Below are 25573 nucleotides of genomic sequence, written 5' to 3' on the forward strand. Positions count from 1 at the left end.
AAGGACAGCTTCTTTTGAGCTGTCCTTATACAAGTCCCGTATAAGTTAAGACATACAATATCATAATCTTCTGTCGGTTTCAATGCGATTATGAACCGCTTGGCTGTCTTTGACGGTCTTTCGGGTGAACAATGCTCGGTCTGACTTTCGCTCCCGGCACTGTCGTCCGGACGAGCACCTGCCACAGCGCCTTGCCGTTAAACGGTAAAAACGGCCATAAATACGGCGTATGAAACGAGCGGATATTCGCCATTATGATCAGCAGCAATGTAAAGCCTATCACAAAGCCTTTCACTTGGAAAATGGCCACGAGCACCATTAAGATGAGGCGTATCATTTTATTGGCGAGGCTGAGCTCATAGCTCGGCGTGGTAAATGATCCGATGGCGGCGATCGATACGTACAGAATCACTTCTGCTGAAAACAGCCCCACCGCTATGGCGATTTGACCGATCAGCACCGCCGCAATCAGACCCATGGCGGTGGATAAAGCGGTCGGCGTATGGATCGCGGCCATCCTGAGAAACTCAATCCCCAAATCGGCCAAAAAGATTTGCAGAATGATCGGGATATGCGTATTTTTATTTAAACCGATAAAATCCAATCTTTCAGGCAGAAGAGACGGTTCAAGAACAAAGAGGAACCAGATCGGAAGCAGAACCGTTGAAGCGATAATACCGAAAAACCTGATCCATCTTAAAAATGTTCCCACTGAAGGCGCCTGCCTGTATTCTTCCGCATGCTGAACATGGTGAAAAATCGTTGTCGGCGTTATGATCACGCTCGGTGACGTATCAACGACAATGATGACGTGCCCTTCCAAAATGTGATTGGCGGCCACATCCGGCCGCTCCGTGTATCTGACCATCGGAAACGGGTTGTAGCCCTGTTTGACGATAAATTCTTCCACCGTTTTATCAGACATCGTCAATCCGTCAATGTCAATCGCATTCACTTCGTTTTCGACGATGCTGACAAGGTCCGGGTCCGCGATGTCTTCTATATACACAATGGCAAGATCGGTCTTAGAGCGCTCGCCGACTTTCGTAATTTTGACGCGGAGCCTTTCGTCCCTGATTCTTCTTCTGATCAATGCTGTATTAATGACAATATTTTCGATAAAACCGTCTCTTGCCCCGCGGACGACCTTTTCCGTATCCGGTTCTTCAGGTGTGCGTCCGGGGTAACTTCTGACGTCAACGATAAAGGCGAAGCCCGCGTCTTCAACGATAACGGCCACAAGTCCGGAAAGCACTTGATCTGTTGCTTCGTCGAGCGTTTTGACTTTTTGGACCTGCTGATTGACAAGCCTGTTTTCAACAACGTCAATCGCTTCATCCGCATTCTCGTCATAATTATTAACGTCGACGAGCTGTTCCATTAAATGAATGATAAACAAAGTATCGGTTAATCCGTTGACAAAGTAAATCTGGACTTCCCGGTCTAATACTCGAACTTTGCGGACGCCGACATCATAGCTCGTTCCCATACCGACGCGGTCTTTAAAAAATTGTTCATTTTTTCTAGGATCCCGGTATACCTTGATCATATTTTCCGGTTTTTCCGGCATGGCTTTCGCTCCTTTCTAAAATGAATTCGACCGCCTTCATCGTAATCGGCGAGCCTTTGGATATGTCATCTTTTCTCCCCATCTTTCCTATGTCGCCGATGCCCACAATGAGGGGAACGTCCAATTTATCCAGACAATACACCGTATCTCCGTTCATTCTGTGCTCGTCCATTTCTCTCATTCCGGTTTTATCGACGCCGTACTCCGTCACTTCTCCATCACGGTCAATGGAGACATCGACTTTCGTCCATTCAGCCTGATGGGTCTTAGAAGCGACCGCAATCACCCCCAGCACTTCAATGTCCTGATGTGAGGCGACATATTTCAGCGCCGTTTCGCCCGGCCCTTCCCCTTGCAGGCCTGAATCGTCAAACATGACAAACACCGGGTCATTCGGCGCGGCTTTAATCAGCTGAACAAGTTCGGGGCCGCTTCTGGTTGACGGATTGCCCTTTGATTGGGAAATACACCGTCCGCCTGCTTTTTCCGCGGCATATTCAATTGTTTTGGCGGCGTATACGTCCCCGTCTGTCACAAGAATGACCTTCCGTTTCGTCATCAGGCATTATCCTTTCGGTTTAAAAATAATGGCTACAAGAAATGCGAATAAAATCGCTGAAGATATACCGGCGGAAGTAAGTTCAAAAATCCCCATGGCGATCCCGATAAATCCATGCTCGTGAGCTTGATGCATGGCGCCGTGCAATAAGCTGTGACCGAAGCTGACGATGGGAACCGTCGCGCCCGCACCTGCAAATTCGATAAATTTGTCATATATTCCGAACCCATCCAACAAGGCGCCGATGACGACAAAAGTTGTCATCACATGGGCGGGTGTCAGTTTAAAAATGTCAAGCAGCAGCTGACCGATAATGCATATGATTCCCCCGCAAACAAAAGCCAACAGATATTCCATTTATGATGCACCTCCCGCCCGCTCAAATACCACACCGTGCGCGATGGTCGGAATGGTTTCTTTCTGCTGGATCATTGTCGGACTTAAAAGCGCTCCTGTCGCGACAACGAGCACCCTGTTCAGAGCCCCTGATTTTAATTGATTAAAAATATGTGTGTACGTAACAAGCGCGGAGCAGGCGCAGCCGCTTCCGCCCGCAAACACCTGCTGGTCCGGCGTATAGATGAGAAGACCGCAGTCATCGTGTTTCGTTCCGACGGGATAGCCTTCTTCTTTGAGCAAATCTTTCACGATCGGCGAGCCGACGCCTGAAAGGTCTCCCGTTAAAATCAGATCATAATCATCCGCCGTGCGGTTTAAGTCCTGCAGGTGCTGTTTGATTGTGTCGGCGGCAGCTGGCGCCATGGCGGATCCCATATCGAACGGATCTGTTATTCCGAGGTCGCTTACTTTTCCCACTGTTGCGCTTGTAATCTTGATATCAGAAGGGTTTTGGCTGATGATGACCGCCCCGCCCCCCGTGACCGTCGAAGTGGCGGTATCCGGTTTTTGCCCGCCATATTCCGTCGGATTGCGAAATTGCCGTTCTGCGGTCGCGTTATGGCTGCTCGTGGCTGCGATCGCCCGGTTCGCAAAACCGCCGTCAATGAGCGCGGATGCGACGGCAATCGTTTCCATTGATGTCGAACAGGCGCCGAACAGACAGAGGAACGGGATTTTCAGATGTCTGGCGACGTAGTTGGCGGTCACATTTTGATTTAAAAGATCCCCCGCGAGTAACAAATCAATATCGCTCTTTTTCAAATTCTGTTTTTGCAAAGCTGAGTTGATGGCATCTTCCATTAACTGACGTTCCGCCATTTCCCAGTTTTTCTGATTGCAATGCATTTCATCGTATGTCTTATCAAACAGCGAACCGAGCGGGCCGTCTTTTTCTTTCGGTCCGGCTGCCGTCCCCGCCGCATTTACAAATAACGGGTTTTCAAACACCCAGGTTTGCTTTCCGGTTAATTTCATTTTTTCTCCTCCTACGAAAACAGTTTTTCACAAGCAAACCGTATCAGGCCTACGATATAGGCTGCCACGACGCCGAATACAATGACGTTTCCCGCCAATTTAAACATGTTTGTCGCTACTCCGAGCACGAGTCCTTCACTTCTGTGTTCCAGAGCCGCGCTTGTCATACTGTTTGCAAAACCCGTCACCGGCACGGCTGAACCCGCTCCGGCAAACTGCCCGAGTCTGTCATAAATGCCGAATCCGGTCAAAAGAGCGGAAATTAAAATAAGAGTGGCGGCCGTCGGGTTGCCCGCTGTTTTTTCATTAAAATTAAAAAAGTGGATGTAAAAGTCTTGAAGAGCCTGCCCGATCAGACAGATCAAACCGCCGATCAGAAAGGCTTTGACGCAATTCCAAACATATGGCGGTTTCGGCTGATAGTCTTTCACTTTTGTTTTGTAATTTTCTTTTAAGTTTGTCACGTCGGTTCCTCCTTATGAATGATGGATAAAATACAGCCAATGAAATAAAGAGCCGGCTATTTTGCCGAACACAATGGCCATCAGCAATATGATGATTTTGCTGCCGAAGCCGATCCGTTTGGCAAGAATGGGAAGCACATTCAGCACTTCTGTAAGCGCTGCGGCCAGCATGCCGATAAACATGCCGGCCAAAAGCCCGACCGGAACGGCCAGCCATTCAGATAAAAAAAAATGATTTATATTTAAGGTTTCCCAGCCGCCGAACACAGCTCCTGAAATAACAGCTCCTTCGTAGGCCTGTACAAAGCGCATTGTTTTTGTCAGCTGCATAAGGCGGGGGACGATTCCCATAACGGTTAAAAAAGCCACAAAGCCCGCGCCCACGGTCAGCCCTCCGCCAAGCCCGACAAATATAACGAAAAGAATGCTAACGATCATGCAGATCTTTCATCGTCTCTTCATTTTCGTGCATTGCGACATAATGATCGAGATCAATCTGATAATTAAACATCTCGACTTCCAGCGGGCTTGGCTCTTCATTCAGGCGTTTTTTGAAGATGTGATTAAAAAAGACGATCATACCGAGACCGAGGCCGATGCTGTATGGAATCTGAAGCAGATACGGGTATTCATTCCGTTCGCCCGTTATGATTTCATATAAGGCGATATGAACTTCTCTCATACTGACATCTTCATGAAAATTCATAATGGCAAGACATGAACCGATAAAAAGCAGGAGCCAGACACCGACGAATAAAACGGCTGACAGCTGCTTTTTCTGGTAATGGATTTCCACTATCGTTTCAGCGCCGCCGACGGTCTGTACATCAAGCGCGGGAAAAGCGGTATGAATGGTTTTCAGCACTTTTATGATGTCCAGCACGACGATATTTTTGTCTTTTTTCGTGACCTTATACAGCGGCAGTGCCGACAGTTTTTTTTTCAGCTTTTGCTGTCCCGCAATCTGCGCGGCGTCGCCGACTGTGATGATATCTCCGGTATGAGCCTTCACGCGGTGGCGAAGTCTGAGAAATATTCGTCTTTCCATCTTGCATCACCATCTTTCGGGTGGTTATATATGTAGTATGTGGTTCACTTTTGTTCTCATTCATCAGCGGCAAAAGACCATAAATTACCACCGGTGCACAAATAAAAAAAGCCGGCCCGTAAAAGGTCAGCTTTCCGTATGATCCATCTGCACTTTAATCTGCTTTAATATTTTTTTCTCCAGCCTCGATACCTGAACTTGGGAAATCCCGAGCCGTTCGGCTACTTCCGACTGTGTCTGATCTTTATAATATCTCAGATAGACAATGAGTTTTTCCCGTTCTTCCAAATCACTGATCGCTTCCTTGAGGGCGATTTTGTCAAACCACTTCTCTTCTGAATGATCAGCGATCTGATCAAGCAGGGTGATCGGGTCTCCGTCATTTTCATACACGGTCTCATGAATGGATGAAGGCGCCCGCACCGCTTCCTGCGCAAGCACCACATCCTCCGCATCAATTTCTAAATGATCCGCAATTTCCTGAACGGTCGGCACTCTTCCGTATGTTTTTGACAGTTCATCTTTCGCCCGGCGTATTTTATTGCCGAGCTCTTTTAAAGATCTTGATACTTTGACGGTTCCGTCATCGCGGATGAAGCGCTGGATTTCTCCGATAATCATCGGCACGGCATAAGTTGAAAAACGGACATCATAGGACAAATCGAATTTATCAACGGATTTTAATAATCCGATACAGCCGATCTGAAACAGATCGTCCGGCTCATAGCCTCTGTTTAAAAACCTTTGAACGACGGACCACACAAGACGCATGTTTTTTTCTATGAGGAGGTCTCTTGCCTGCTGGTCGCCCTCTTGGCTCTTTTTGATTAATTCTTTGACTTCATGGTCCTTGAGCTGCGCGTTTTTGCTGTTTTTCTTAACCTCCACATCCATAACAAATCTCCTTAATTACAAAGCGCTTTGCTTTTTGATAGGTGTTTTGTTAAGCGTATCGTCGTTCCCATCTCCGGCGAAGAATCAATCGTGACATCATCCATGAAGTTTTCCATAATGGTAAAGCCCATACCGGAGCGCTCAAGCTCGGGTTTTGTCGTAAAGAGCGGCTGGCGCGCTTCCTCAAGATCCGTGATCCCGAGGCCTTCGTCACGTATGGTCAGATAGACGACATGATCCTCCAGCGTAACGGAGATGTACACCTTTCCGTCGCAGTTTTCTTCATAGCCGTGGATGATTGCGTTTGTTACCGCTTCTGATACGACGGTCTTGATTTCCGTAAGCTCATCCATCGTCGGGTCGAGCTGCGCGATAAAAGAAGCAACTGTTACGCGCGCAAACGATTCGTTCTGACTGAGGGCTGAAAATTCAAGATGCATCTCGTTTTTCATGATGCCACCCCCAACGTTAAAAGCGCTTTTTGTTCCGATTGTTCGAACCTGATGATTTTAAACAGGCCGGACATGTCAAACAGGCGTCTCACCGCGGGCGAAATCGCGCACACGACCATTTCTCCGCCGAGCTGTTTAATTTGTTTATAACGCCCTAAAATCACGCCGAGGCCGGAGCTGTCCATGAAGGTAAGATCTTCAAGGTTCAGCACAATGTGACGGATGCCGTCAGCCTCCAGCGATTCAGTAACCCTTTGTTTTAATGATTCTGCCGTATGATGGTCGAGTTCACCTGTTAATCGAATACAAAGCACGGATTCTTTGACATGAAAGTCAATTCCAAGGCTCATGCTCATTCCTCCTTGATATGATCGGATAATGAGTGTTTCGATTTTTGGGAAAGCAATTCCTTCACTATGACAAAACTAGTGCCCGTTCGCCACGATTATTTAAATTTTGTCCAATCTCCCATCGTCCGCTTCAGAAAAGTGAGAAAACCCGCTTTTTCCATGTCGTCTTTTGCCGTGACCGGGCTTTCAACGAGCACCTTTCCATCTTTTTTCAGAACGAGGCTGCCGAGCACCTCTCCTTTTTTAACCGGAGCCGTTACATTGCCGTTGATTTTCACTTCTTTTTTTACTTTGTCCATGTTCTCTCCCTTTTTGGCCAGAAGAGAGATCGGCTCAGATGTGGTCAGCTTGATCAGTTTCTGTTTTCCTTTTTTCACTTTTACCGTTCCGACGATTTGATTCCGTTTGTACAGCGGGTGTGTTTTGAACTGGCTGAAGGCGTAATCAAGCATTTTGGTCACTTGGGCGTTTCTTTCTTTCGGGGTGCTGGCTCCGAAAACGACAGCGATGACCCTCATATTTCCTTTTTTAGCGGTGGCGGTTAAACAATACTTCGCTTCGCCTGTAAAGCCCGTCTTCACGCCGTCTACACCCGGATAAAATTTGATCAGCCGGTTTGTATTGACGAGCCAGAACTTTTTGTCTGTATTTTCTCTTAAATAATCCTCATACGTTCCCGTAAATTGAGTGATTTTATCGTACTTTAATAATTCCTTCGCCATTTTCGCCATGTCATAAGCAGAGCTGTAATGGTCTTTTTCAGGCAGTCCCGTCGGGTTTTTGAAGGAGGTATCTTTCAATCCCAATTCTTTTGCTTTTTTGTTCATCCGGCTGACGAAATCCTCTTCTGAACCGGCGATATACTCCGCCATTGCGACAGATGCGTCATTTCCGGAAGCTATCGCAATTCCTTTGAGCATTTCTTTTACCGTCATTTCTTCTCCGGGTTCAAGGAAAATCTGTGATCCGCCCATAGACGCGGCGTGTTCACTCGTCTTGACTTTATCGCTCATCTTTATTTTCCCTTTGTCAAGCGCTTCCATGATTAAAAGCATGGTCATGATTTTTGTCATGCTTGCCGGCGCCAGACGCTCCCGGCTGTTCTTGTTATAAAGAATGCTTCCCGTATCGCGTTCAATCAGCACGGCGCTTTTGGCTTCATGAGCGAGCTCCGATGTATGTTTTCCGTCCGGCTTTGCAAAAGCGGACGGTGCTGATGCCGTTAATAAAATGCCAATCAACAAAGTGGATATAAGACGTTTCATCTCCAAAGCCCTCCATTTCATAATCCTTTTTATTTTTTCCAAATCCGGTGGTTTTATACGCCTCATCTGGAAAATGTTTCGTGTTGAGGGCACAAAAAAACAGCTGCTTCCGAAGAAACAGCTGACTTATGCTGACTTATTTTTGAGATCGTGCGACTACGGCTTTGACAAGCTTCAAAAAGCCGCCTTTTACTTTTTCCGTCATTTCCATTACTTCTTCATGGGATAACGGCTGGTCAAGAATACCCGCCGCCGCGTTGGAAATGCATGAGATGCCGAGCACGCGCATCCCCGCGTGGTTGGCGACGATGACTTCCGGCACGGTCGACATGCCGACAGCGTCAGACCCCATCGTTCTTAAAAACCGAACCTCAGCAGGCGTTTCGTAAGACGGCCCCGTAACAGCTGTATACACACCTTTTTGAACAGGAATGCCCAGCTCATCGGCCGTTTTTTCAGCCAAGCTTGACAGCTCTTTGTCATAGGCTTCTGACATGTCCGGGAATCTCGCTCCGAATTCAGCTTCGTTCGGCCCGATTAACGGGTTGGTGCCTGTAAAGTTGATATGGTCTGTAATAATCATCAGATCGCCGGCGCGGAATTCAGTGTTGATACCGCCGGCTGCATTCGTCACGACGAGAGATTCAACGCCGAGCGCTTTCATCACGCGGACTGGGAATGTGACCTGATCCATTGAGTAGCCTTCATAGTAATGAAAGCGGCCCTGCATCGCGATGACCTGCACGCCTTCAAGCGTTCCCATCACAAGCTGGCCGGCATGGCCTTCTACCGTTGAGACCGGAAAATCAGGGATCGTTTCATATGTAAGCTTGACAGCTCCCTCAATTTCATCGGCCAATACGCCGAGCCCTGATCCTAAAATCAGACCGATCTTTGGTGTTTCTTTCACGTGTTCTTTAATAAATGCAGCAGCACGTTCGATCTTTTGTTTCAAAAAAAAGTCCCCCTACTGTAATCTTGATAAAAAGCTTTTTCCATATTCCGGCTTTTCCGTTTTGAAATTATCCGCAATGGTTGCGCCGATATCGGCAAATGTATCCGCAAGCGGCAGCTGTTCAGTGTGTTTGTGCTTTTTGCTGTAAACAAGAAGCGGCACATACTCCCGCGTGTGATCCGTGCCGTGATGGACAGGATCATTGCCGTGATCCGCAGTGATGATCAGCAGATCGTCTTCTTTCATTTTTTCAAACACTTCCGGAAGCCTCGCGTCGAATTCCTCGAGCGCTTTTCCGTACCCTTCCGGATCGCGGCGGTGTCCGTACAGCGCGTCAAAATCAACGAGGTTGGCAAAGCTCAGGCCCGTAAACTCTTCACCGAGCGTTTCAATCACTTTGTCCATGCCATCCATATTAGATACCGTGCGGCGGGAAGATGTAATGCCTTCTCCGTCATAAATATCAGAAATTTTGCCGATGGAAATGACGTCTAATCCGCTGTCTTTCATTCCGTTCATTACCGTGCGGCCGAACGGTTTGAGCGCATAATCATGACGGTTCGGCGTGCGTTTGAAGCTGCCCGGTTCTCCGACGAACGGTCTTGCGATAATCCGGCCGACCATGTACTTCGGATCAAGCGTCAGTTCTCTGGCCGTTTCACAGATGCTGTACAGCTCTTCCAGCGGAACGACATCTTCGTGAGCCGCAATCTGCAGCACGGAATCTGCTGATGTATAAACGATCAGCGCACCCGTTTCCATATGTTCTTTTCCGAGCTCGTCCAGAATCGCCGTGCCTGAAGCCGGCTTATTTCCGATGATTTTCCGTCCTGAACGCCGCTCAAGTTCCTGAAGAAGTTCATCCGGAAATCCTTCCGGGAACACTTTAAACGGTTTTTCAATGTAGAGGCCCATAATCTCCCAGTGCCCCGTCATCGTATCTTTCCCGTTTGACGCCTCCTGCATTTTTCCGTAGTACGCAAGAGGGTGCTCCGTTTTTTCCACGCCCTTAATGTCTCCGATCAGTCCGAGACCGAGCTGCGCCATATGGGGCATATGTAAGCCGTTCATGTGCTCTGCGATGTGTCCGAGCGTATTTGCGCCTATATCATTAAAATCGGCAGCGTCCGGCGCTTCACCGATTCCGACAGAATCCATTACGATCAAAAATACCCGGTTATATTTGTATTCAGACATCATAAAAGCCTCCTTTTCTTCCATCTGTCCATTGTAGCTTACAGAGGTCAGACAACTCAAGTATAAACCGTTTACATTCTTGTTGACAATGCCGATTCAAATAATTAGAACCTTCTCTGTATTCCGCCAATCCGGCAAAAAAAGCCGCGGCCCCTCCGGCAGCGGCTCCTAAGCGCGCGGATGATACTGTTTGTACACGTCCTTCAGCCTTGTTTTCGTCACATGCGTATAAATTTGCGTCGTGGAAATATCGGCATGTCCGAGCATCTCCTGCACGGCGCGCAGATCCGCGCCGTTTTCAAGCAGGTGCGTTGCAAAAGAGTGCCGGAGCGTATGCGGTGTCAGCTCTTTTTTAATCCCCGCTTCAAGGGCGATTTTTTTCAGGTTTTTCCAGAACCCCTGACGGCTGATCTGCCTGCCGTGATGATTCAGAAAAAGCGCTTCGGTTACGTTTTTCTTTAATAATTTCCCTCTGGCTTTTTCAATGTATGCTTCTATCGCATGGGAAGCGGCTTCACCAATCGGCACAATCCGCTCTTTCCGCCCTTTTCCGAAGCAGCGGACGAATCCCATCGTCAAATGGACGTCGGATAATTTCAGCTCGATCATCTCGCTGACCCGGATGCCGGTTGCGTACAGCAGTTCAAGCATGGCTTTATCCCTGAGACCGAACGGGCTGTCAAGCTTAGGCGTGTCCAATAACCGCTCAACTTCGTGAAGCGCCAATACTTTCGGAAGCGTCCGCTCTGTTTTTTGTGTTTCAATATGTACCGAAGGATCTTTATCCGCGGCTTTTTCCCTTAACAGAAATTGATGAAAAGACCGGATCGACGCCAAATGCCTGGCAGACGTCTTGCCGGATTTCCCGGAGTCCTTTATATGCTTTAAATATTGAATAATATGAAGACGGGTCACATCATTCCATGAAGTGATCTGAAGGGTTTCAGTTAAGAAGAGAGAATAACTTTTCAGATCACGCTCATAGGACATCATCGTATTTTGGGACAGCCCTCTTTCAACCCTCACATAATGGATGAAATCCTTAATTTGATCCTTCACTCTTGATCTACTCCCCGTTTTGGTAAAAAAAGATCAATCGGCCGAACCAGCCGTCTTTCTCCTCATGTTCCGTTTTGGCCACTTTGACGGCGGAGCCTTCCGGTTTATCGTACCGATGATAGTTTTCATACTCTGAATTCACCCATATCATAGCATAATAGAACAGCGCGGTAAAACCTGTGAACAGAATAAACACTTTGATCGTATCCGCGGCTGTTTTCAGGAATCTGCCCATCTTTCGATCGACCCTTTCTTTGGCGGCTGTTAGTACACCTTATGCCAATTTCAAAGGCTTTTATACATAAAAACAGCAAAAAACCCTTTCCTGGCAGAAAAGGTTCATAGGCTTTTACTCTGTTTCATCCCCGCGGCAGCGGTGGCAGATTCCGTGAAAAGTCAATCTATGATCTTTAATTTTAAATTTCCAATCACGTTCAATCACTTCTTCAACGTCTTCAAGCAGATCTTCTTCAATTTCATCGACGGCTCCGCACTCCATGCACACCAAATGGTGATGAAAGTGAGCCGCGCCTTCTTTGCGAAGGTCGTAGCGGGATACGCCGTCCCCGAAGTTAATTTTATCAACGACTTTTAATTCTGTTAATAATTCTAATGTACGATATACTGTAGCGAGACCAATTTCAGGAGATTTCTCTTTTACGAGGAGGTATACATCTTCTGCGCTTAAATGGTCTTCTTCGTTTTCAAGCAGCACTCTTACCGTTGCTTCCCGCTGTGGCGTAAGCTTGTAGCTTGACGAGTGCAGCTGCTTTTTAATTCGATCAATACGGTTTTCCATGTCTTTCCCTCCTACGCCGCATTCCATGACTCATTATAACAAAATACGCGCAGAGTTCCAACTATAATTATTATAAACTGATAAATAAAAGTATTATTTTGTGATAATTATTCTAAAATATGCGTGAAGACAGCTTTTCCATAAACATCGGAGACACGTACGCTTCGAGCAGTGAAGCGATGACCGAGAAGAAAACGATGAGAATCAGTACGAAGGCGTAGCGTCCGAACCATTGGATCGGCGCGTCATGAAGGCTGCGTTTGACAAACAGCTGCCGGATCAGCTTCAGTGAAAAAGCGATGGAGCATGTCCCCATGATAAGATATGCCGGAATGAGAACGATGTTTTGCGGCAGAACCGAAATAAATGACAGGAAAAACCCGTTCATCCCCATTTGATTCACTAAAAAACCGACCGTGAAGCCGACGACGATTCCTTTTAAAAACACCATAATGAAAATAACCGGAAGACCGATCACGGAAATACCGAGAATCCACATCAGCCCCAAATATTTTACATCATGAAAGACGGCCTGCCAAAACATTTCTGAAGCGCCGGCATGTTTTCCGTCAGACAGCTGTCCGAAAAACTTGCTTAAATAGTAATACAAATCTTCTTTCTGCGTGATGGTCATGCTGTTGACGATGATCGCCCCGAAAATGACCCCCATCAAAAACAAGACGAACACAAATATATAAAGTGACAGATGATCCTTTACATGGCGAAAAAACAGTTCTTTGTACGATTGTTTTCTCATACCGCTTTCCTCCCGCTAATCTATTGACTTGATTTAGTAGATTGTATGAAAGAAAAGAGAAAACATGACAGAGAAATCATAGAAAGGCGCGAGATTCGGGCATAAAAAAAGAACCCCCGTCATCACTCCGGTGATCATAGGGGTTCCTTTTTTTATGCTTTATTCTTTCAAGCCTGTCTTTTTTGGTTTTCGTCACTCTTTCATGGGTGCTGAAAGACGGCGCCGTCCCCCTTGACAAGACTGCGTCACGCATCCCGTTTCTTCTGAGATGCTCCCGCATTTTTTTCGTTTTGCTCTTCGCCACGTGCCAATCGCTCCTTTTTTTGCCTCTTTTTATCATAACAAAAAAATCCCGATGTCTTCAAGAATACGGCTCATGTTTCGACCGGTAAGCGCGCAGAGACGTTTTGGCAGATGAATAGCTCCCCATAGCGGCGTATCCGTAAAAAAACCCCATGAAAATCCCCGCATACACGTGTTCATGGTGACCGAAAACGATAGACACAACATTTCCGGCAGCAAGGGCAATCGTGGGAACGAATATGCCCGGAACCCGGCAGAACACTTTGATCAGCTGTGTAACGCATAAGACGACCGGCACGCCGATCACAGCATCCCAAATATTTGTATGGATCAGCGGAAAATAATCCACATTGACACCTCTTTATTCCGTCTTTTGCTATCTGTTAGCCTGCCTAAGAATTCCGCTTCCTATTCATGATAAAAAAACAGCACCGGCACATGTCCGGTACTGTAAGAGTTGTTTATTTTCCTGCCGCGGCCCGTTCTACGGCTGCTGATACGGCCTGATGCACGTCCGCATCCAAAGGCTGAGGCACGAGATCGCCGTGTTTTGTGCAAGAGGCGATGGCTTCTGCGGCCGCCACAAGCATTTCATGGTCGATTTTCTTGCTTTTGGCGTTCAGCGCGCCGCGGAAAATCCCCGGGAAGCCGAGAACATTATTGACCGAGCGGCCGTCGGCTGCATAAGCGGCTCCGGCTTGTAATGCGTCTTCCGGTTCAATCTCCGGCTTCGGATTAGATAAGGCCAGAATGACATGTCCTTTTCTGACATCCTCTTTTTTAATGAGACCCGGAACTCCGGTGGTGCTGATCACAATGTCACACGTGTCCATTAAATCTTTGATGCTTCCAAGCGGCTGACCTCCGTACTGAGCGAGGCGGTTCATTGCGTCTTCTGACTTGTCCGTTCCGCAGACCGCTTTGACTCCGTATGCCATAAACATGCGGCAGATGGCGACGCCTGCCGCGCCGAGACCGATCTGTCCGACCTTCGCTTCTTTTAAATCAAGAGCGGCGCTTTTACAAGCGGAAATGGCGGCGGCGAGCGTGACGACCGCCGTGCCGTGCTGGTCATCGTGCATAACCGGAATATCCAGTTCTTCTTTCAGGCGGTCTTCAATATCAAAGCAGTGAGGCGAACCGATATCTTCAAGCAGTATTCCGCTGAACCCCGGAGAAATGTGTTTTACCGTGCGAATAATTTCTTCCGGATCAGAGGTATCAAGCAAAATCGGAATTCCGCTGATACCCGCCAGCTGGTCAAAAAGCGCGGCTTTCCCTTCCATTACAGGCATTCCGGCGACAGAACCGATATTGCCGAGGCCTAGAATCGCCGTGCCGTCGGTGACAATGGCGACAGAATTGCTGATTGTCGTATAGATGGACGCTTTTTCAGGCTCGTTTTCAATCAGTCGGCACACATCGGCGACGCCCGGTGTATAAACACGGCCAAGCTCAGCCAATGTCCGGATCGGCATTTTGCTTTTCATTTGAATTTTGCCGCCTTCATGAGCAGAGAGCACTTCATCTGAAACTGTATGAAGCCGGATGCCTTCCCCGAGAGCTTCAATGGCTTGAATGATTTCCTGCAGCTGCTCTTCATTTTCGGCCTGCACCGTGATGTTGCGCATTGTGTAGTTCGGGCCGACTTTAACGGTTTCAACTTCCCCGATATCTCCGCCCATCACTCCGATGGCGGTTGCCACTTTTCCGAGATTTCCGGGAACAGTCGGCGTTTCAATCATTAACGTCCGAATCATATGCTTTGTAATCATGAAATGAACCTCCTAACCCAATTTTTGAGATTGCAAGGATTTTTCTTTCGTGTACCAAATGAATTTCCCCGTGTATCCGTACAATATTGCCAGTCCGATAGATACAAAACTGAGCCACATGAACGGCAGATATGAAAATGTGGATACGCCGAGAATGCCGGCCATATAGATGCCGTTATCAGACCACGGCACCATCCCTGAAGTAAGCGTTCCGCCCACCTCTGCGTTCCGGGATAAAACTCTTCTGTCAAGTTTCAGTTTATCATAACTGTTCTCCATGATTTTCGGCGTCAGGATCAATGACACGTACATCGCACAGCCGAAAATGTTTCCTAAAAGGGCGACGATCAATGTCGAAAGCGTCACATTTCCCGGTGTGGTCAGCTTTTTCTCAAAAGTTGAGACAATCACTTTTAATACGCCGAGCTTCTCAAGAATTCCCCCAAAACCGAGACCGAACAGAATAACGACTAACGTATCCAGCATACCGGTAATGCCTCCGCGGTTTAACAGGCCGTTTAAAAATTCGACGTCCGTTTTAATAGAAAAACCATTATAAGCAGTCGCAATGGCATCGGCAAAATTCATTCCCTGAAAGACGGAAGCCCAGATTGCGCCAAGCAAAGCACCGATGACGATAACGGGCATAGACGGCTTTTTCAAAATCAGAAGGACAACGACGACAACAGCCGGAATGAGCATCCATATATGAATATCAAACGTTTTCTGCAATGAAGACTTTAAAAATTCCACTTTGTCGAGATCAATATTTTTTCCGCCGTATATAAATCCCGTTACGGTAAATAGAATGGCCGTAATAATATAGGACGGAATTGACAGATACATCATCGCTCTGACGTGCGACAGCACATCCACCTTAGAAAGCGTGGAGGCAAGCACCGTACTGTCAGACAGCGGTGAAAGCTTGTCTCCGAAGTAAGCGCCGGACAAAACGGCTCCCGCTACGATCGGAAGCGGTATACCCATTCCCTCTCCGATGGCAATCATGGCGATCCCCGCGGTTCCCACGGTTCCCCACGACGTTCCGGTCGCAACGGACATAACGGAACAGATAACCAGTGTAGCCAGAAGGAAAATATGAGGATTAATAAACTCTAAACCATAATAAATTAACGTCGGCACAACGCCGCCGGCAATCCATGTCCCGATGAGCGCACCGACCGAAACAAGAATCAACACCGCTTCAAGACCGTTTGATATCCCGGTGACAATCGAATCCTGCAAGTCTTTATATGAATATCCCAGCCTGACTCCGAGAATAATAGCGAAAAACCAAGATATTAATAGAGCTAGCTGGATCGGCAGGTCTAAAAACACTGTGAACGATAAGACAAGTGCTAAAAACCCGAATAATAAGATAATAATTTCCAATAAATTTGGCAATCTGACCTCTTTCACAAGAAAATCCCCCTAGAAGAAAAAAGCTAAAACGCTTTCATCAAATGATATAACAAATTATACTATACTGCCTCATCCCTTTGTATGGCAACCGCCTATTCACTGAAAAACGTGAAAAGGCGGCTGTTGTTACTTTAAAATTTATTTTTCTAATAGATCTTTTCCGGCAATCCCCGGTTTTGTCATTTCATACGGATTCAAAATGATATCCAATTCTTCTTCTGTCAGTACATCATTTTGAAGGCAAAGATCTCTTACAGATTGCCCCGTCATGATGGCTTCACGGGCAATTCGCGCAGCCGCTTCATACCCGAGGTGCGGATTGACCGCTGTAATGACGCCGACGCTCTTTTCCACGTATTGCTTCAGACGTTTTTCGTTGGCTTCAATTCCCGCCAGACAATGATCGGTAAATGAACGGAACCCGTTATTCATGATGCTGATGGATTGAAGCAGGTTAAATACGAGTACCGGCTCCATTACGTTAAGCTCCAGCTGGCCCGCTTCTGAAGCGAGGCAGATCGTATTGTCATTCCCGATGACCTGGAAGGCGATTTGGTTGATCAGCTCTGCCATTACAGGGTTGACCTTCCCAGGCATAATGGATGATCCCGGCTGACGGGCGGGCAGTGAAATTTCCGCAAGTCCCGCGCGCGGACCTGAAGCCATTAAGCGCAGATCGTTGGCGATTTTAGACATGTTCATCATGCATACTTTCAATGCGGCTGAAACTTCCGTATACGCATCAGTGTTTTGTGTGGCGTCAACCAAATGGCCGGCACCGACAAGCGGCAGTCCGCTGATGTCAGCCAGGTGCTTTACAACCTGTTCTATGTAGCGCGGATCGGCGTTAAGTCCCGTACCTACGGCCGTTGCCCCCATGTTGACTTCATACAGATGCTGGCGGGATTGTTTAATTCGCTTTATGTCACGCTCGAGCACGCGGCTGTATGCTTCAAATTCCTGTCCGAGACGGATCGGCACAGCGTCCTGAAGGTGTGTGCGCCCCATTTTAATGACAGAATCAAATTGTTTCGCTTTATCCTTAAAGACACTCAGCATATGCGCCATCGTATCAAGGAGCTTATCCAAAAGTTTTAAGGTGGAAATATGGATTGCCGTCGGGAACACGTCGTTCGTCGATTGTGACATGTTGACGTGTGTGTTCGGGCTGAGGTGAATGTATTCACCTTTTTTATGGCCCATGATTTCAAGGGCCCTGTTGCCGATTACTTCGTTGGCATTCATGTTCATGGACGTTCCGGCTCCCCCTTGGATCGGATCGACGATGAATTGGTCATGCCATTTCCCCTCGAGAATTTCATCTGCGGCCTGGACAATCGCATTTCCGATTCCTTCATACAGCCGTTTTACATCCATATTGGCAAGCGCCGCCGCTTTTTTGACGATGGCGAGCGCATTAATCATTTCTTCGTGGATGCGGTATCCGGTAATCGGAAAGTTTTCTTTCGCGCGCAGCGTTTGTATTCCGTAATACACATCAGCTTCAATTTGTTTTTCTCCGAGGAAATCTTTTTCCTGACGATATTCTTTTTGCGCGTTTGTCATGCTAAAACCCTACTTTCTCTTTGTGGTAGTCATGTTTTTACAGTACAACGTCGTCTGCGATCGGTGTCTCCATAATGTTTTTGACTTCAGCCAAGTTGTGAGACTGGCCGAGCGCCCACATTAATTTCGGCACGATGGCTTCCGTGTTCATATTTCTGGAGCGGATAATGAGATCTTGATTGACTCTTCGGCCGACTTCATAGACGCTCATGTCCTCTCCTTCTTCAAGACATTGTGTCGTAATGACGACGACAATGCCGCTTTCAATCATTTCATTGACTTTGGCGAGAATGTCTCTTCCTTCAAACGGCACGCCGCCGCTGCCGTAGCTTTCAATGACGATTCCTTTGTACATGCCCTTTAATGCGTCAAACATTTCCGGTTTCAGCCCCGGGTGGAGCTTGAGCAGGCACACGTCCGTGCAAAGTGATGTATTGACCGTAAAGGCATCGTCTTTTGGCATGTGCACTTGTTTGTTGTATTCAATTCCGTTTTCGGTAATAAACGCGATATACGGATAGTTAATGCTCTCAAATGCATCATAGCTTTTCGTTCTTAATTTAATGGCGCGTGTGCCTTGAATGACTCTGCCGTCAAATACGACGTATACGCCGCCCACCCCTTCACATGCGAAGCGGATCGCGTCCGTGATATTTTTTTTGGCATCGGTTTTTTGAAATGTAATCGGGATTTGCGAACCCGTAATGACGATCGGTTTATCAGCATGCTGAAGCATATAAGACAGTGCCGCTGATGTATACGCCATTGTGTCTGTCCCGTGCGTAATGACGAACCCGTCATATGCGTCATATTTTTCTTTGACAGCATTTGCGATTTCGGCCCAGTATTCAGGCTGCATATTTGTGCTGTCGATGTTCATTAACGAATGGGTTTCCATCGTGTAATCGTTATCAAGTTTTGATACGTAGGTTAACAATTCGTCTGCTTTCACCCCGGGTGCAAGCCCGTTTTCTCCTTCGACTGAGGCGATTGTTCCTCCGGTTGTTAACAGCAATAATTTTTTCATACCCTGCACCTCTTCATCCATTTCTCAAGATGTGTTAAGCATTCGCTTTTCGCATACTTTTAATCAAATTATAGACAGACGATTGAAATTAATCAAGTGATTATTATTCAATTCGCGTACACTTTTGCATATCGATATGATATAATTTGCTCAAGTGAAAAGGAGCGGTTTTGAATATGAATTTAGATCGTTTAACTGAACTGAGAAAAAAGAAAAATTGGTCTCTTCAATATACGGCTGACCGTCTCGGCATCGCCAAAAGCACGTACGCCGGGTATGAATCAGGATACCGGCGTCCGTCATTCGAGGCGCTGGGCACGCTTGCCGATCTGTTTGACACGACGTGCGACGATTTACTGGGGCGCACTGAAAAAAAGGCGGAGCCGTTTACCCAGACCATCGAATTAACAAACGCCGCACAAGGCCGCGGCACACTGACCGTTGACGGACAGCCGCTGAATCAGGATGAAATCATCGAATTGATTGCGTTTGTCCGCACGAAAAAGAAGGTGCAGGAGGAGCTCCGCTAAAATCCGGCTTTTACGGCTTGATTCTGCCGTACGTCCCTCCGCCCCCGGCCTCAAGGACGAGCTGCCCGGTGCGCGCTTTATGAATGACAGCCGCTATTTTAGGCTGGACGACACGCGCCAATTCCTCTTCTTGCGCCTGATGAAGAATCGCCATCTCCGTCCCGAAAGCCCGCTTCAGTTTGTCTAACGTTTTCGGCCCGACCCCCGGAATGAACTGCAGCGGGATTTGATGAATATACGGCGGCCGCGGCACGCGGCTTTTTTTCGGTCCGCTCAGTTCCTCCAGCCGTTCACTGACCCCTTTTGTCATTGTTTTCCCCCCGCACTCCGGACAGGCGGAAGCTCCTTTTTCCACTGGGCCGCCGCAGCGGTCGCAAGCCGTCCGGTAATACTTCCCGAGCTTCGGGTTCAGCCCGTAATTCGCCGTGATTTTTCTTCCGTCCTTCCCTTTTAAAGCCAGCGAAAATTCCGTGAAATTCGCTTCTTTAAGAAGCATTTCATTATATTCTCTGCCGATTTTTCCTAAGGAATGCGCATCAGAATTTGTTAAAAATGTATACGGATCAAGTTCCGTTACCCGCGAAGCCATGTCGGTGTCACAGCTTAACCCGAGTTCCGCCGCGTCAATGAGCGCCGGGTCGAAAACTTCTGTCAAAGAAGATATGACCCCTTTTCCGTACAGGCTTTTATGCGGGGTGAACATATGGGCGGGAATAAACAGCCCGCCCAATTCCTTTGTTTTCCTTTGAAGATTCAAACCGGTTTCATAAATACGCTGGGAACTGAGATGGATATTTTTAAGCCTTTTTGCGAGCCACTCAGAAAACATCTTCATTTCGGCAAGAGACGGCATAAAGACGAGAACGTGAATCGGCCCGCGGCATGTGTGATCATAGATTTCAAGCTCACTGCCCAACAGAAGCGTCGTATTCCGATACCGGATGCCGCCTTCTTTCAGCTCACGGTATCTGCCTTCATCAATTCCGCGCTCGATTTCTTCTATGACTTCCGGGGAATGGCAGTCGATGATGCCCAATAGTTCAATTCCCTTCCCCTCACTGGCCTCTTCTAAAATCCGATGCAGCGTCAACGTTTTGGCCCCGGTGATTTTGACCGGTTTTCCCGTATAGGTGCGGCCGATATGAATATGCAGATCCGCATAGATGGTTTTCATCATTTTTCCTTCAGCGCTTCTTTCAGCTGGAGATACTGAATCGCGTACGCCGTTTTTGCGTCATACACCCTGCGGGATTCAATCAGCTTCACGGCCTCTTCAAGCGTGACCTGCATGACTTCGACAAATTCATCCTCATCCAGTTCGCGCTTTTCTTCCAGCGGCGAAAGCCCTTCCGCAAGAAAGAGATGCACGATTTCATCAGCAAACCCGGGTGATGTATAAAAAGCGGTGATTTTCGTCAAGGTTTCCGCCGTATATCCCGTTTCTTCCTCGAGCTCTCTTAACGCCGTATGTTCCGGCTCTTCCCCCTTTTCAAGCTTACCGGCCGGAATTTCAACGATTGTCCGTTCCAGCGGCTTTCTGAACTGGTTCACCAAAATGATTTTTCCTTCCTCGGTCACCGCAAGTACGGCCACCGCTCCCGGATGTTTGACGATTTCCCGCTTGCTTGTTTTTCCGTTCGGGAGCTCTACATCCTCTAAGTAAAGATCTATGACTTTCCCGTCATACAGCTTTTTTTTCGCAAGTGTTTTTTCTTCTAAATGTTTCATCATGTCATCTCCCGTTCTGTCTCTCTATTATGCCTCATATATTTTATCATACATGCATGAGAGGGAGGTGCTTTTCGATTGAAGGTGTATCGGAAGGATAAAAGTATCGTATTGGTCGGAAAGGCGTGGGAAGTGCGGGCTAAACTGAAAGAATACGGACGGACATTCCGCTATGTCGGAGATTGGATCACCGGGCCTTAACAGTTGAAAACTTCGCGCCTTTATATTACGGTCAATAAAAGACTATAAAAAGGAGCGAAACGATGAGAAAACGCACACTGGGACATTCTGATTTAGAAATAAGCGAAATCGGGCTCGGCTGTATGTCGCTGGGCACAGATAAAGCTGAAGCGCTGTCTATTTTGGATGAAGCGATCGAGCTTGGAATCAATTATTTAGATACCGCTGATCTTTATGATTTCGGCAGAAATGAGGAAATTGTCGGGGAGGCCGTCAAAAACCGCAGGCACGACATCATTTTAGCCACGAAAGCCGGAAACCGCTGGAATGATGATAAAGACGGCTGGCATTGGGATGCTTCCAAAGGATACATAAAAGAAGCGGTCAAAAACAGTCTGCGCCGGCTGAAAACGGACTATATCGACCTTTATCAGCTGCATGGCGGCACGATGGAAGATCATATTGACAAAACGATCGAAGCGTTTGAGGACTTAAAACAGGAAGGCGTCATCCGGTATTACGGCATTTCCTCGATTCGTCCGAATGTCATTAAAGAATATGTGAAAAAATCAAATATCACCAGCGTTATGATGCAATACAGCCTGCTGGACCGGCGTCCCGAGGAGTGGCTTCCCCTTTTAGAGGAGAACGGAATCAGCGTTGTCGCCAGAGGGCCTGTCGCTAAAGGGCTTCTTACGAAAAAACCGCTTGATCAAGCAGCCGCAAGCGTAAAAGAGAACGGCTATTTAACATATTCTTTTGCGGAACTGGAAGAAACCAAAAAAGCGATCAGCGCTGCCGCACCTGACTTGAGCATGACGGAGCTTTCCCTTCAATACTTACTGTCACAGCCGGCCGTCGCTTCTGTCATCACCGGAGCCAGCTCACTTGAGCAGCTGAGAGAAAACTGTTCGGCTGCAGAGGCCCGGCGTTTAAGCAGCCAGGAAATCAAAGCCCTGCAATACCATACAAAACGGGACGTATACGAAGCCCATCGTTCTTAAACAATAAAACCGGCACCTTGTCAGATGCCGGTTTATTTATATTTGTGCCAATCGAGACTGCTTTCATTCAGCAGCTCTTCAAAGCTTTTATTTTTTTCTTTTTCTTTTCGTTTTCTGATTTGTTCCGCTTTTTGCTGCGCCTGTTTTTTCTCGTCTTCTTCCTTCAGCTCACTTTTCATTTGCAAAAGCCTGGCCTTCAGATCTTCCCCCAGATCGTCTTTTAAGCTGTGTTTTTCTTTAGGCAGCTGCTTTTTCATCATTACGCCCCCCGTATCTGAATATGGTGAAGCAAGTGTACCACGGAGCGCCGGAGGCCGGCAACGTTCACGGTCCTGAAAAGCCGGAGGAAGGATTTTTCATATGAAAGGAGGGTGCCTGTGTGAAAAAATGGCTGGCGGTGTTCGGTTCGGCTTGCGCAGTCTTTTTGGCTGCCGGATTCGCTTTTACGAATCTGATTATGTTTATGAAGAAAAAGACGGATGAAGATATCATGAAAAAAGAAACGGCCGACGGGCATGATAGATTTGATTCCTTTCAGGCCATGGAAAAAGAAGAGGCCGTCATCCTGTCACGCCACGGGTATGAGATCAAAGGCTTTTACGTCGCCCCGCATCATACGGCAAACACCATGATTATTTGTCACGGCGTTACCGTAAATTCGTTCAATTCATTGAAATACATGGATTTATTTTTAGATTTAGGCTGGAATGTGCTCGTATATGACCACCGCGGGCACGGAAAAAGCGGCGGCAGAACGACGAGCTACGGCTATTTTGAAAAAGATGATTTGGAAGAAGCGGTGAATTGGGTGAGACACAAAACGGGAGACGGCGGTCAAATCGGCATCCACGGGGAATCGATGGGAGCGGTGACGGCCTTATTATACGCGGGCGGGCATCAGGATGAAAACGGCGCTGATTTTTATATTGCGGACTGTCCGTTCGCAAGCTTTCGCGATCAGCTCGCCTACAGGCTGAAGCGGGAGTTCCGGCTGCCTCCGTGGCCGCTTCTGCCTTTGGCTGATTTCTTTTTGCGGATGAGAGAAGGATACCGTATCCGTGATGTATCGCCTTTATCGGTTATCAGCCGAATCCGGCAGCCCGTGCTGTTTATTCACAGTAAGGAAGATGATTATATACCTCCCGCTTCTTCCGAATTGCTGCACCGCAGAAAACGCGGCCCGAAGATGCTCTATCTGGCCGAATCGGGCGGGCATGCCATGTCGTACACCAAAAATCCGGAGAGCTACCGCAAAGCCGTTCAAACCTTTTTAGATACCATGACGCAAACGTAAAAAAGCGAAAGAACGTATGCTGGTTCTTTCGCTTTCCCGTCATAAAACGTCGGTAATCCCGTCCATATTTTCTCCGATCCAGTCAATGGCGAGGTCGATTGTCGTAAACTCCTGCGCTTTGAAGGTCATCTCATCCTGAAGCAGCCAGACATCCTTCTGAACGGATTCAGCGCCTCCGATGGACCAGTGCAGCAGACTGTACGGGTGGTTGTTGTTCAGAAAGGATACCCACGTTTTATGCTGTGCCGTCTGTTTAATGGCTTTCAGCTTTTGATTCACTTTCCGTTTCTCCCTGCTTTACTAATATGCTCATTCTCGGGCTCAGCATCTCTGCCGGGCTTTTTAAGACGAGCGTTTTTGCCTTTTCATTGTAATCGATTGTCATTTCCTCGTCAAAAAACACTTTTTGTGAGGTCTGGATGTAAAGCGGAAGTCCGTTGGTTTCAATGGCCTCGCATTGTCCCGTTAATTCGTCCGCCAGCCAGATGGTCGGCACGCCGCTCACCGCGCACCCGCAGCCTTCTGCGTCATAGCGGAGCTGCGCTTTTTTTCCCGGGTTGGCGTCCATCGCCTGCTGAAGTGTGTGTTTCGCCGCATCCGTCACATGTATTTGCATAGATGATCCTCCGTTTTTCATTTTCGCCATTGTAGCATACCGGAGCCGCTGTATGCATTGTTTCTGCTTTCTTTACAGCAGCCTGCTCTCCCAGTCCTTTGCCTCTTGTTCAGCCGCCTTGATCCAGTCATTTTTCCCTTCACTATACTTTTCCATATCGTATGGGTATGCCTTTGCGAGCCGCCGTTTCAGTTCCATGTATTGAACCGCTTTTTCAGGCTTTGCAGTGAGGTAATCCCGGAACAGCAGATGACGCTTCACATCCGGATGGCCTGTTTCGTATATGTGGATGTGGTGTGTGCGCTTGCTGCCGCCTTTTTGAAAGAAACGCCGGCCCTCTATCCCGTTTTCTCCTTTCGCCTCATAGCCGAGTGCTTCCAGCTGCGGACTGAATCGGTCAGCGTCCGAAATATCTTTAACCTCCGCCAGTATATCAATGACGGGTTTTGCGGCCATTCCCGGGATGGAGGTGCTGCCGATATGGCTGACAGAATGAAGAGCGGGGCCGAAGATTCGGATCAAGTCCGCCTTCTCTCTTTCAAACATCTCTTTCCATTCCGGCTTGTACGGAACAACTTCCGCTTTCCTCTTCGGATAAAGATGAAAAAACGAGAGGGTCAGCCCTTCCGGCGTCTCTGTCTGTCCGGCTTCTGTGAACCCGGTTTTTAAATAGAGAGAGACTGCCGGAACGTTTTGACTGGCGGTAGCCGCCTCTATTTTTTGGGCGTCCCGGTTTTGATCTATCACAAATTGAATAAGTGCCCGTCCGATTCCTTTCCGAAAGGCGGACGGGTGCACCGTCAGCCTGCATATGACAAGGTCATACCCCTTTTTTTCATACGAAATGACGCCTGCAAGCCGATCTTTTTCCTTGAAACCGGCAAACGTCTCCCGTGACCTCTGTATGTCACCGGGTGTTTCATGCAGGGCTGGAATGCCGAAAAAGCCGATCAGCTCGGCTTCTTTTTGATAAGAGCAACGTTGAACCGCCGCAATTTCCCGCGCCGTCTGTTCTTGTGTATGCCGTAAAAATGTAATCAATCTTCCGCCCCTTTTGACGCAAACATTCGCTGTGACTCCGTCTTCGTAATGCGGACCGCGTACGCTTCATACCAGGCGCTTTTTCCTTTTTGTTTTGCCGCCCGGTGGTCAGTATGGTCTTTCCACCTTTTAATCGCCTCCAGGCTGTCCCAGTAGGAAACCGTGATGCCGCAGCCGTTTTCCTCCCGAACGCTTTCCGCGCCTAAAAAGCCCGGCTGTCCGCCTGCCAAATTCATCATGCGCTCTGCCGTATGCTCATATTCCTCATCATATTTTCCCTTTATTGATGAAAAAATGACCGCATAATAGGGCGGTTTGGGCGTGTCAGCTAAAAAACCCATATT

Annotated in this window: 34 protein-coding genes; 4 read left to right on the forward strand and 30 right to left on the reverse strand. The window is 47.7% G+C overall.

Annotation, left to right across the window (positions count from 1 at the left end; all coding sequences use genetic code 11):
* Window positions 1-88: 88 nt before the first annotated feature.
* From OWN49_RS14735 to OWN49_RS14845, 23 genes are all read right to left on the reverse strand, one after another.
* The gene (locus tag OWN49_RS14735) at window positions 89-1570 is read right to left on the reverse strand and encodes a spore germination protein (RefSeq protein WP_003153360.1); all 1482 of its coding nucleotides are present in this window, start codon (window positions 1568-1570) and stop codon (window positions 89-91) included.
* Window positions 1524-2132 (reverse strand): stage V sporulation protein AE, encoded by a 609-nt coding sequence (locus tag OWN49_RS14740; RefSeq protein ID WP_102422741.1) that lies wholly within the window; start codon window positions 2130-2132, stop codon window positions 1524-1526. The genes OWN49_RS14735 and OWN49_RS14740 overlap by 47 nt, the downstream gene beginning before the upstream one ends.
* Before the next feature lie 3 nt (window positions 2133-2135).
* The gene (gene spoVAE, locus OWN49_RS14745) at window positions 2136-2486 is read right to left on the reverse strand and encodes a stage V sporulation protein AE (protein WP_003153356.1); all 351 of its coding nucleotides are present in this window, start codon (window positions 2484-2486) and stop codon (window positions 2136-2138) included.
* On the reverse strand, window positions 2487-3503 hold the full coding sequence (gene spoVAD / locus OWN49_RS14750; protein WP_025649812.1) for a stage V sporulation protein AD: 1017 nt from the start codon (window positions 3501-3503) through the stop codon (window positions 2487-2489).
* An 11-nt stretch (window positions 3504-3514) separates the two neighbouring features.
* Window positions 3515-3967, reverse strand: coding sequence for a stage V sporulation protein AC (spoVAC, locus tag OWN49_RS14755; RefSeq protein ID WP_003153353.1), 453 nt, complete (start codon window positions 3965-3967; stop codon window positions 3515-3517).
* A gap of 12 nt (window positions 3968-3979) precedes the next feature.
* Window positions 3980-4405, reverse strand: coding sequence for a stage V sporulation protein AB (locus tag OWN49_RS14760; RefSeq protein WP_014472080.1), 426 nt, complete (start codon window positions 4403-4405; stop codon window positions 3980-3982).
* Entirely contained in the window at window positions 4395-5015 is a 621-nt protein-coding gene (locus OWN49_RS14765; protein WP_070082055.1) for a stage V sporulation protein AA, read from the reverse strand. Before OWN49_RS14765 ends, OWN49_RS14760 begins: the two co-directional genes overlap by 11 nt.
* Window positions 5016-5141: 126 nt before the next feature.
* Entirely contained in the window at window positions 5142-5909 is a 768-nt protein-coding gene (sigF, locus tag OWN49_RS14770; RefSeq protein WP_003153348.1) for an RNA polymerase sporulation sigma factor SigF, read from the reverse strand.
* A gap of 11 nt (window positions 5910-5920) precedes the next feature.
* A complete protein-coding gene (gene spoIIAB / locus OWN49_RS14775; RefSeq protein WP_003153347.1) occupies window positions 5921-6361 on the reverse strand; it encodes an anti-sigma F factor in 441 nt (146 codons plus the stop codon).
* Window positions 6358-6711, reverse strand: a complete 354-nt coding sequence (gene spoIIAA, locus OWN49_RS14780; RefSeq protein ID WP_065180567.1) for an anti-sigma F factor antagonist — start codon at window positions 6709-6711, stop codon at window positions 6358-6360. Before spoIIAA ends, spoIIAB begins: the two co-directional genes overlap by 4 nt.
* A 95-nt stretch (window positions 6712-6806) precedes the next feature.
* Window positions 6807-7976 (reverse strand): D-alanyl-D-alanine carboxypeptidase family protein, encoded by a 1170-nt coding sequence (locus OWN49_RS14785; RefSeq protein WP_077722546.1) that lies wholly within the window; start codon window positions 7974-7976, stop codon window positions 6807-6809.
* 136 nt (window positions 7977-8112) lie between these two features.
* Window positions 8113-8931: a purine-nucleoside phosphorylase gene (locus OWN49_RS14790; RefSeq protein WP_003153340.1), complete on the reverse strand. Its 819-nt coding sequence runs from the start codon at window positions 8929-8931 to the stop codon at window positions 8113-8115.
* A 12-nt stretch (window positions 8932-8943) separates the two neighbouring features.
* Window positions 8944-10128 (reverse strand): phosphopentomutase, encoded by a 1185-nt coding sequence (deoB, locus tag OWN49_RS14795; protein ID WP_003153338.1) that lies wholly within the window; start codon window positions 10126-10128, stop codon window positions 8944-8946.
* A 168-nt stretch (window positions 10129-10296) separates the two neighbouring features.
* Window positions 10297-11187 carry a site-specific tyrosine recombinase XerD gene (gene xerD / locus OWN49_RS14800; protein WP_012117897.1) on the reverse strand — a complete coding sequence of 297 codons (891 nt, stop codon included), beginning with the start codon at window positions 11185-11187 and terminating at the stop codon, window positions 10297-10299.
* Window positions 11188-11194: 7 nt separating this feature from the next.
* Window positions 11195-11422: a YqzK family protein gene (locus OWN49_RS14805; RefSeq protein WP_003153331.1), complete on the reverse strand. Its 228-nt coding sequence runs from the start codon at window positions 11420-11422 to the stop codon at window positions 11195-11197.
* A gap of 114 nt (window positions 11423-11536) precedes the next feature.
* On the reverse strand, window positions 11537-11986 hold the full coding sequence (gene fur, locus OWN49_RS14810; protein ID WP_003153330.1) for a ferric iron uptake transcriptional regulator: 450 nt from the start codon (window positions 11984-11986) through the stop codon (window positions 11537-11539).
* Window positions 11987-12098: 112 nt separating this feature from the next.
* Window positions 12099-12743, reverse strand: coding sequence for a stage II sporulation protein M (spoIIM, locus tag OWN49_RS14815; RefSeq protein ID WP_077722547.1), 645 nt, complete (start codon window positions 12741-12743; stop codon window positions 12099-12101).
* A gap of 76 nt (window positions 12744-12819) precedes the next feature.
* The gene (locus OWN49_RS14820; RefSeq protein ID WP_003153326.1) at window positions 12820-13047 is read right to left on the reverse strand and encodes a hypothetical protein; all 228 of its coding nucleotides are present in this window, start codon (window positions 13045-13047) and stop codon (window positions 12820-12822) included.
* A gap of 57 nt (window positions 13048-13104) precedes the next feature.
* The gene (locus OWN49_RS14825) at window positions 13105-13395 is read right to left on the reverse strand and encodes a hypothetical protein (protein WP_003153325.1); all 291 of its coding nucleotides are present in this window, start codon (window positions 13393-13395) and stop codon (window positions 13105-13107) included.
* Window positions 13396-13507: 112 nt separating this feature from the next.
* The gene (locus tag OWN49_RS14830; RefSeq protein WP_176283408.1) at window positions 13508-14821 is read right to left on the reverse strand and encodes an NAD-dependent malic enzyme; all 1314 of its coding nucleotides are present in this window, start codon (window positions 14819-14821) and stop codon (window positions 13508-13510) included.
* Between the two features lie 12 nt (window positions 14822-14833).
* Window positions 14834-16240 (reverse strand): Na+/H+ antiporter NhaC, encoded by a 1407-nt coding sequence (nhaC, locus tag OWN49_RS14835; RefSeq protein WP_077722549.1) that lies wholly within the window; start codon window positions 16238-16240, stop codon window positions 14834-14836.
* Window positions 16241-16381: 141 nt separating this feature from the next.
* Window positions 16382-17809: an aspartate ammonia-lyase gene (gene aspA / locus OWN49_RS14840; RefSeq protein WP_003153322.1), complete on the reverse strand. Its 1428-nt coding sequence runs from the start codon at window positions 17807-17809 to the stop codon at window positions 16382-16384.
* Between the two features lie 37 nt (window positions 17810-17846).
* Complete coding sequence (locus OWN49_RS14845; RefSeq protein WP_003153321.1) at window positions 17847-18836, reverse strand: type I asparaginase; 990 nt, start codon at window positions 18834-18836, stop codon at window positions 17847-17849.
* 176 nt (window positions 18837-19012) lie between these two features.
* Between OWN49_RS14845 and OWN49_RS14850 the strand changes: the two genes are divergently transcribed.
* Window positions 19013-19366, forward strand: a complete 354-nt coding sequence (locus OWN49_RS14850) for a helix-turn-helix domain-containing protein (protein WP_003153320.1) — start codon at window positions 19013-19015, stop codon at window positions 19364-19366.
* A 10-nt stretch (window positions 19367-19376) separates the two neighbouring features.
* On the opposite strand, the gene OWN49_RS14855 is transcribed toward OWN49_RS14850, so the two are convergent.
* Together OWN49_RS14855 and OWN49_RS14860 are read right to left on the reverse strand one after the other, a co-directional pair.
* Window positions 19377-20540, reverse strand: a complete 1164-nt coding sequence (locus OWN49_RS14855) for a TIGR00375 family protein (protein WP_017418076.1) — start codon at window positions 20538-20540, stop codon at window positions 19377-19379.
* Window positions 20540-21094 (reverse strand): NUDIX hydrolase, encoded by a 555-nt coding sequence (locus OWN49_RS14860; protein ID WP_003153317.1) that lies wholly within the window; start codon window positions 21092-21094, stop codon window positions 20540-20542. The genes OWN49_RS14855 and OWN49_RS14860 overlap by 1 nt, the downstream gene beginning before the upstream one ends.
* 78 nt (window positions 21095-21172) lie before the next feature.
* Here OWN49_RS14860 and mciZ point away from each other — a divergent pair, with 78 nt between their 5' ends.
* Complete coding sequence (mciZ, locus tag OWN49_RS14865) at window positions 21173-21295, forward strand: Z-ring formation inhibitor MciZ (RefSeq protein WP_003153315.1); 123 nt, start codon at window positions 21173-21175, stop codon at window positions 21293-21295.
* 62 nt (window positions 21296-21357) lie between these two features.
* Complete coding sequence (locus OWN49_RS14870; RefSeq protein ID WP_077722550.1) at window positions 21358-22278, forward strand: aldo/keto reductase; 921 nt, start codon at window positions 21358-21360, stop codon at window positions 22276-22278.
* A gap of 32 nt (window positions 22279-22310) precedes the next feature.
* On the opposite strand, the gene OWN49_RS14875 is transcribed toward OWN49_RS14870, so the two are convergent.
* Complete coding sequence (locus OWN49_RS14875; RefSeq protein WP_070082061.1) at window positions 22311-22535, reverse strand: YqkE family protein; 225 nt, start codon at window positions 22533-22535, stop codon at window positions 22311-22313.
* A 122-nt stretch (window positions 22536-22657) separates the two neighbouring features.
* Between OWN49_RS14875 and OWN49_RS14880 the strand changes: the two genes are divergently transcribed.
* Entirely contained in the window at window positions 22658-23572 is a 915-nt protein-coding gene (locus tag OWN49_RS14880) for an alpha/beta hydrolase (protein WP_025649815.1), read from the forward strand.
* A gap of 39 nt (window positions 23573-23611) precedes the next feature.
* On the opposite strand, the gene OWN49_RS14885 is transcribed toward OWN49_RS14880, so the two are convergent.
* From OWN49_RS14885 to OWN49_RS14900, 4 genes are all read right to left on the reverse strand, one after another.
* Window positions 23612-23851 (reverse strand): DUF2552 family protein, encoded by a 240-nt coding sequence (locus OWN49_RS14885; RefSeq protein ID WP_003153307.1) that lies wholly within the window; start codon window positions 23849-23851, stop codon window positions 23612-23614.
* On the reverse strand, window positions 23826-24188 hold the full coding sequence (locus OWN49_RS14890; RefSeq protein ID WP_014305346.1) for an iron-sulfur cluster biosynthesis family protein: 363 nt from the start codon (window positions 24186-24188) through the stop codon (window positions 23826-23828). The genes OWN49_RS14885 and OWN49_RS14890 overlap by 26 nt, the downstream gene beginning before the upstream one ends.
* A gap of 72 nt (window positions 24189-24260) precedes the next feature.
* On the reverse strand, window positions 24261-25229 hold the full coding sequence (locus OWN49_RS14895; protein WP_077722551.1) for a GNAT family N-acetyltransferase: 969 nt from the start codon (window positions 25227-25229) through the stop codon (window positions 24261-24263).
* Complete coding sequence (locus tag OWN49_RS14900) at window positions 25226-25570, reverse strand: antibiotic biosynthesis monooxygenase family protein (RefSeq protein WP_003153298.1); 345 nt, start codon at window positions 25568-25570, stop codon at window positions 25226-25228. The genes OWN49_RS14895 and OWN49_RS14900 overlap by 4 nt, the downstream gene beginning before the upstream one ends.
* Window positions 25571-25573: the final 3 nt, after the last annotated feature.

The organism is Bacillus sp. NEAU-242-2, from assembly GCF_027853835.1.
GTDB classification, from domain to species: domain Bacteria; phylum Bacillota; class Bacilli; order Bacillales; family Bacillaceae; genus Bacillus; species Bacillus velezensis.

Coding starts and splice junctions, on each gene's coding strand:
- OWN49_RS14735 (WP_003153360.1), bottom strand. CDS start 1,570: ATGCCGGAAAAACCGGAAAATATGATCAAGGTATACCGGGATCCTAGA.
- spoVAE (WP_003153356.1), bottom strand. CDS start 2,486: ATGGAATATCTGTTGGCTTTTGTTTGCGGGGGAATCATATGCATTATC.
- spoVAD (WP_025649812.1), bottom strand. CDS start 3,503: ATGAAATTAACCGGAAAGCAAACCTGGGTGTTTGAAAACCCGTTATTT.
- OWN49_RS14760 (WP_014472080.1), bottom strand. CDS start 4,405: ATGATCGTTAGCATTCTTTTCGTTATATTTGTCGGGCTTGGCGGAGGG.
- OWN49_RS14765 (WP_070082055.1), bottom strand. CDS start 5,015: ATGGAAAGACGAATATTTCTCAGACTTCGCCACCGCGTGAAGGCTCAT.
- sigF (WP_003153348.1), bottom strand. CDS start 5,909: ATGGATGTGGAGGTTAAGAAAAACAGCAAAAACGCGCAGCTCAAGGAC.
- spoIIAB (WP_003153347.1), bottom strand. CDS start 6,361: ATGAAAAACGAGATGCATCTTGAATTTTCAGCCCTCAGTCAGAACGAA.
- spoIIAA (WP_065180567.1), bottom strand. CDS start 6,711: ATGAGCCTTGGAATTGACTTTCATGTCAAAGAATCCGTGCTTTGTATT.
- OWN49_RS14785 (WP_077722546.1), bottom strand. CDS start 7,976: ATGAAACGTCTTATATCCACTTTGTTGATTGGCATTTTATTAACGGCA.
- deoB (WP_003153338.1), bottom strand. CDS start 10,128: ATGTCTGAATACAAATATAACCGGGTATTTTTGATCGTAATGGATTCT.
- OWN49_RS14805 (WP_003153331.1), bottom strand. CDS start 11,422: ATGGGCAGATTCCTGAAAACAGCCGCGGATACGATCAAAGTGTTTATT.
- fur (WP_003153330.1), bottom strand. CDS start 11,986: ATGGAAAACCGTATTGATCGAATTAAAAAGCAGCTGCACTCGTCAAGC.
- spoIIM (WP_077722547.1), bottom strand. CDS start 12,743: ATGAGAAAACAATCGTACAAAGAACTGTTTTTTCGCCATGTAAAGGAT.
- OWN49_RS14830 (WP_176283408.1), bottom strand. CDS start 14,821: ATGATTACAAAGCATATGATTCGGACGTTAATGATTGAAACGCCGACT.
- aspA (WP_003153322.1), bottom strand. CDS start 17,809: ATGACAAACGCGCAAAAAGAATATCGTCAGGAAAAAGATTTCCTCGGA.
- OWN49_RS14845 (WP_003153321.1), bottom strand. CDS start 18,836: ATGAAAAAATTATTGCTGTTAACAACCGGAGGAACAATCGCCTCAGTC.
- OWN49_RS14850 (WP_003153320.1), top strand. CDS start 19,013: ATGAATTTAGATCGTTTAACTGAACTGAGAAAAAAGAAAAATTGGTCT.
- OWN49_RS14855 (WP_017418076.1), bottom strand. CDS start 20,540: ATGAAAACCATCTATGCGGATCTGCATATTCATATCGGCCGCACCTAT.
- OWN49_RS14860 (WP_003153317.1), bottom strand. CDS start 21,094: ATGAAACATTTAGAAGAAAAAACACTTGCGAAAAAAAAGCTGTATGAC.
- OWN49_RS14870 (WP_077722550.1), top strand. CDS start 21,358: ATGAGAAAACGCACACTGGGACATTCTGATTTAGAAATAAGCGAAATC.
- OWN49_RS14875 (WP_070082061.1), bottom strand. CDS start 22,535: ATGAAAAAGCAGCTGCCTAAAGAAAAACACAGCTTAAAAGACGATCTG.
- OWN49_RS14890 (WP_014305346.1), bottom strand. CDS start 24,188: ATGCAAATACATGTGACGGATGCGGCGAAACACACACTTCAGCAGGCG.
- OWN49_RS14900 (WP_003153298.1), bottom strand. CDS start 25,570: ATGGGTTTTTTAGCTGACACGCCCAAACCGCCCTATTATGCGGTCATT.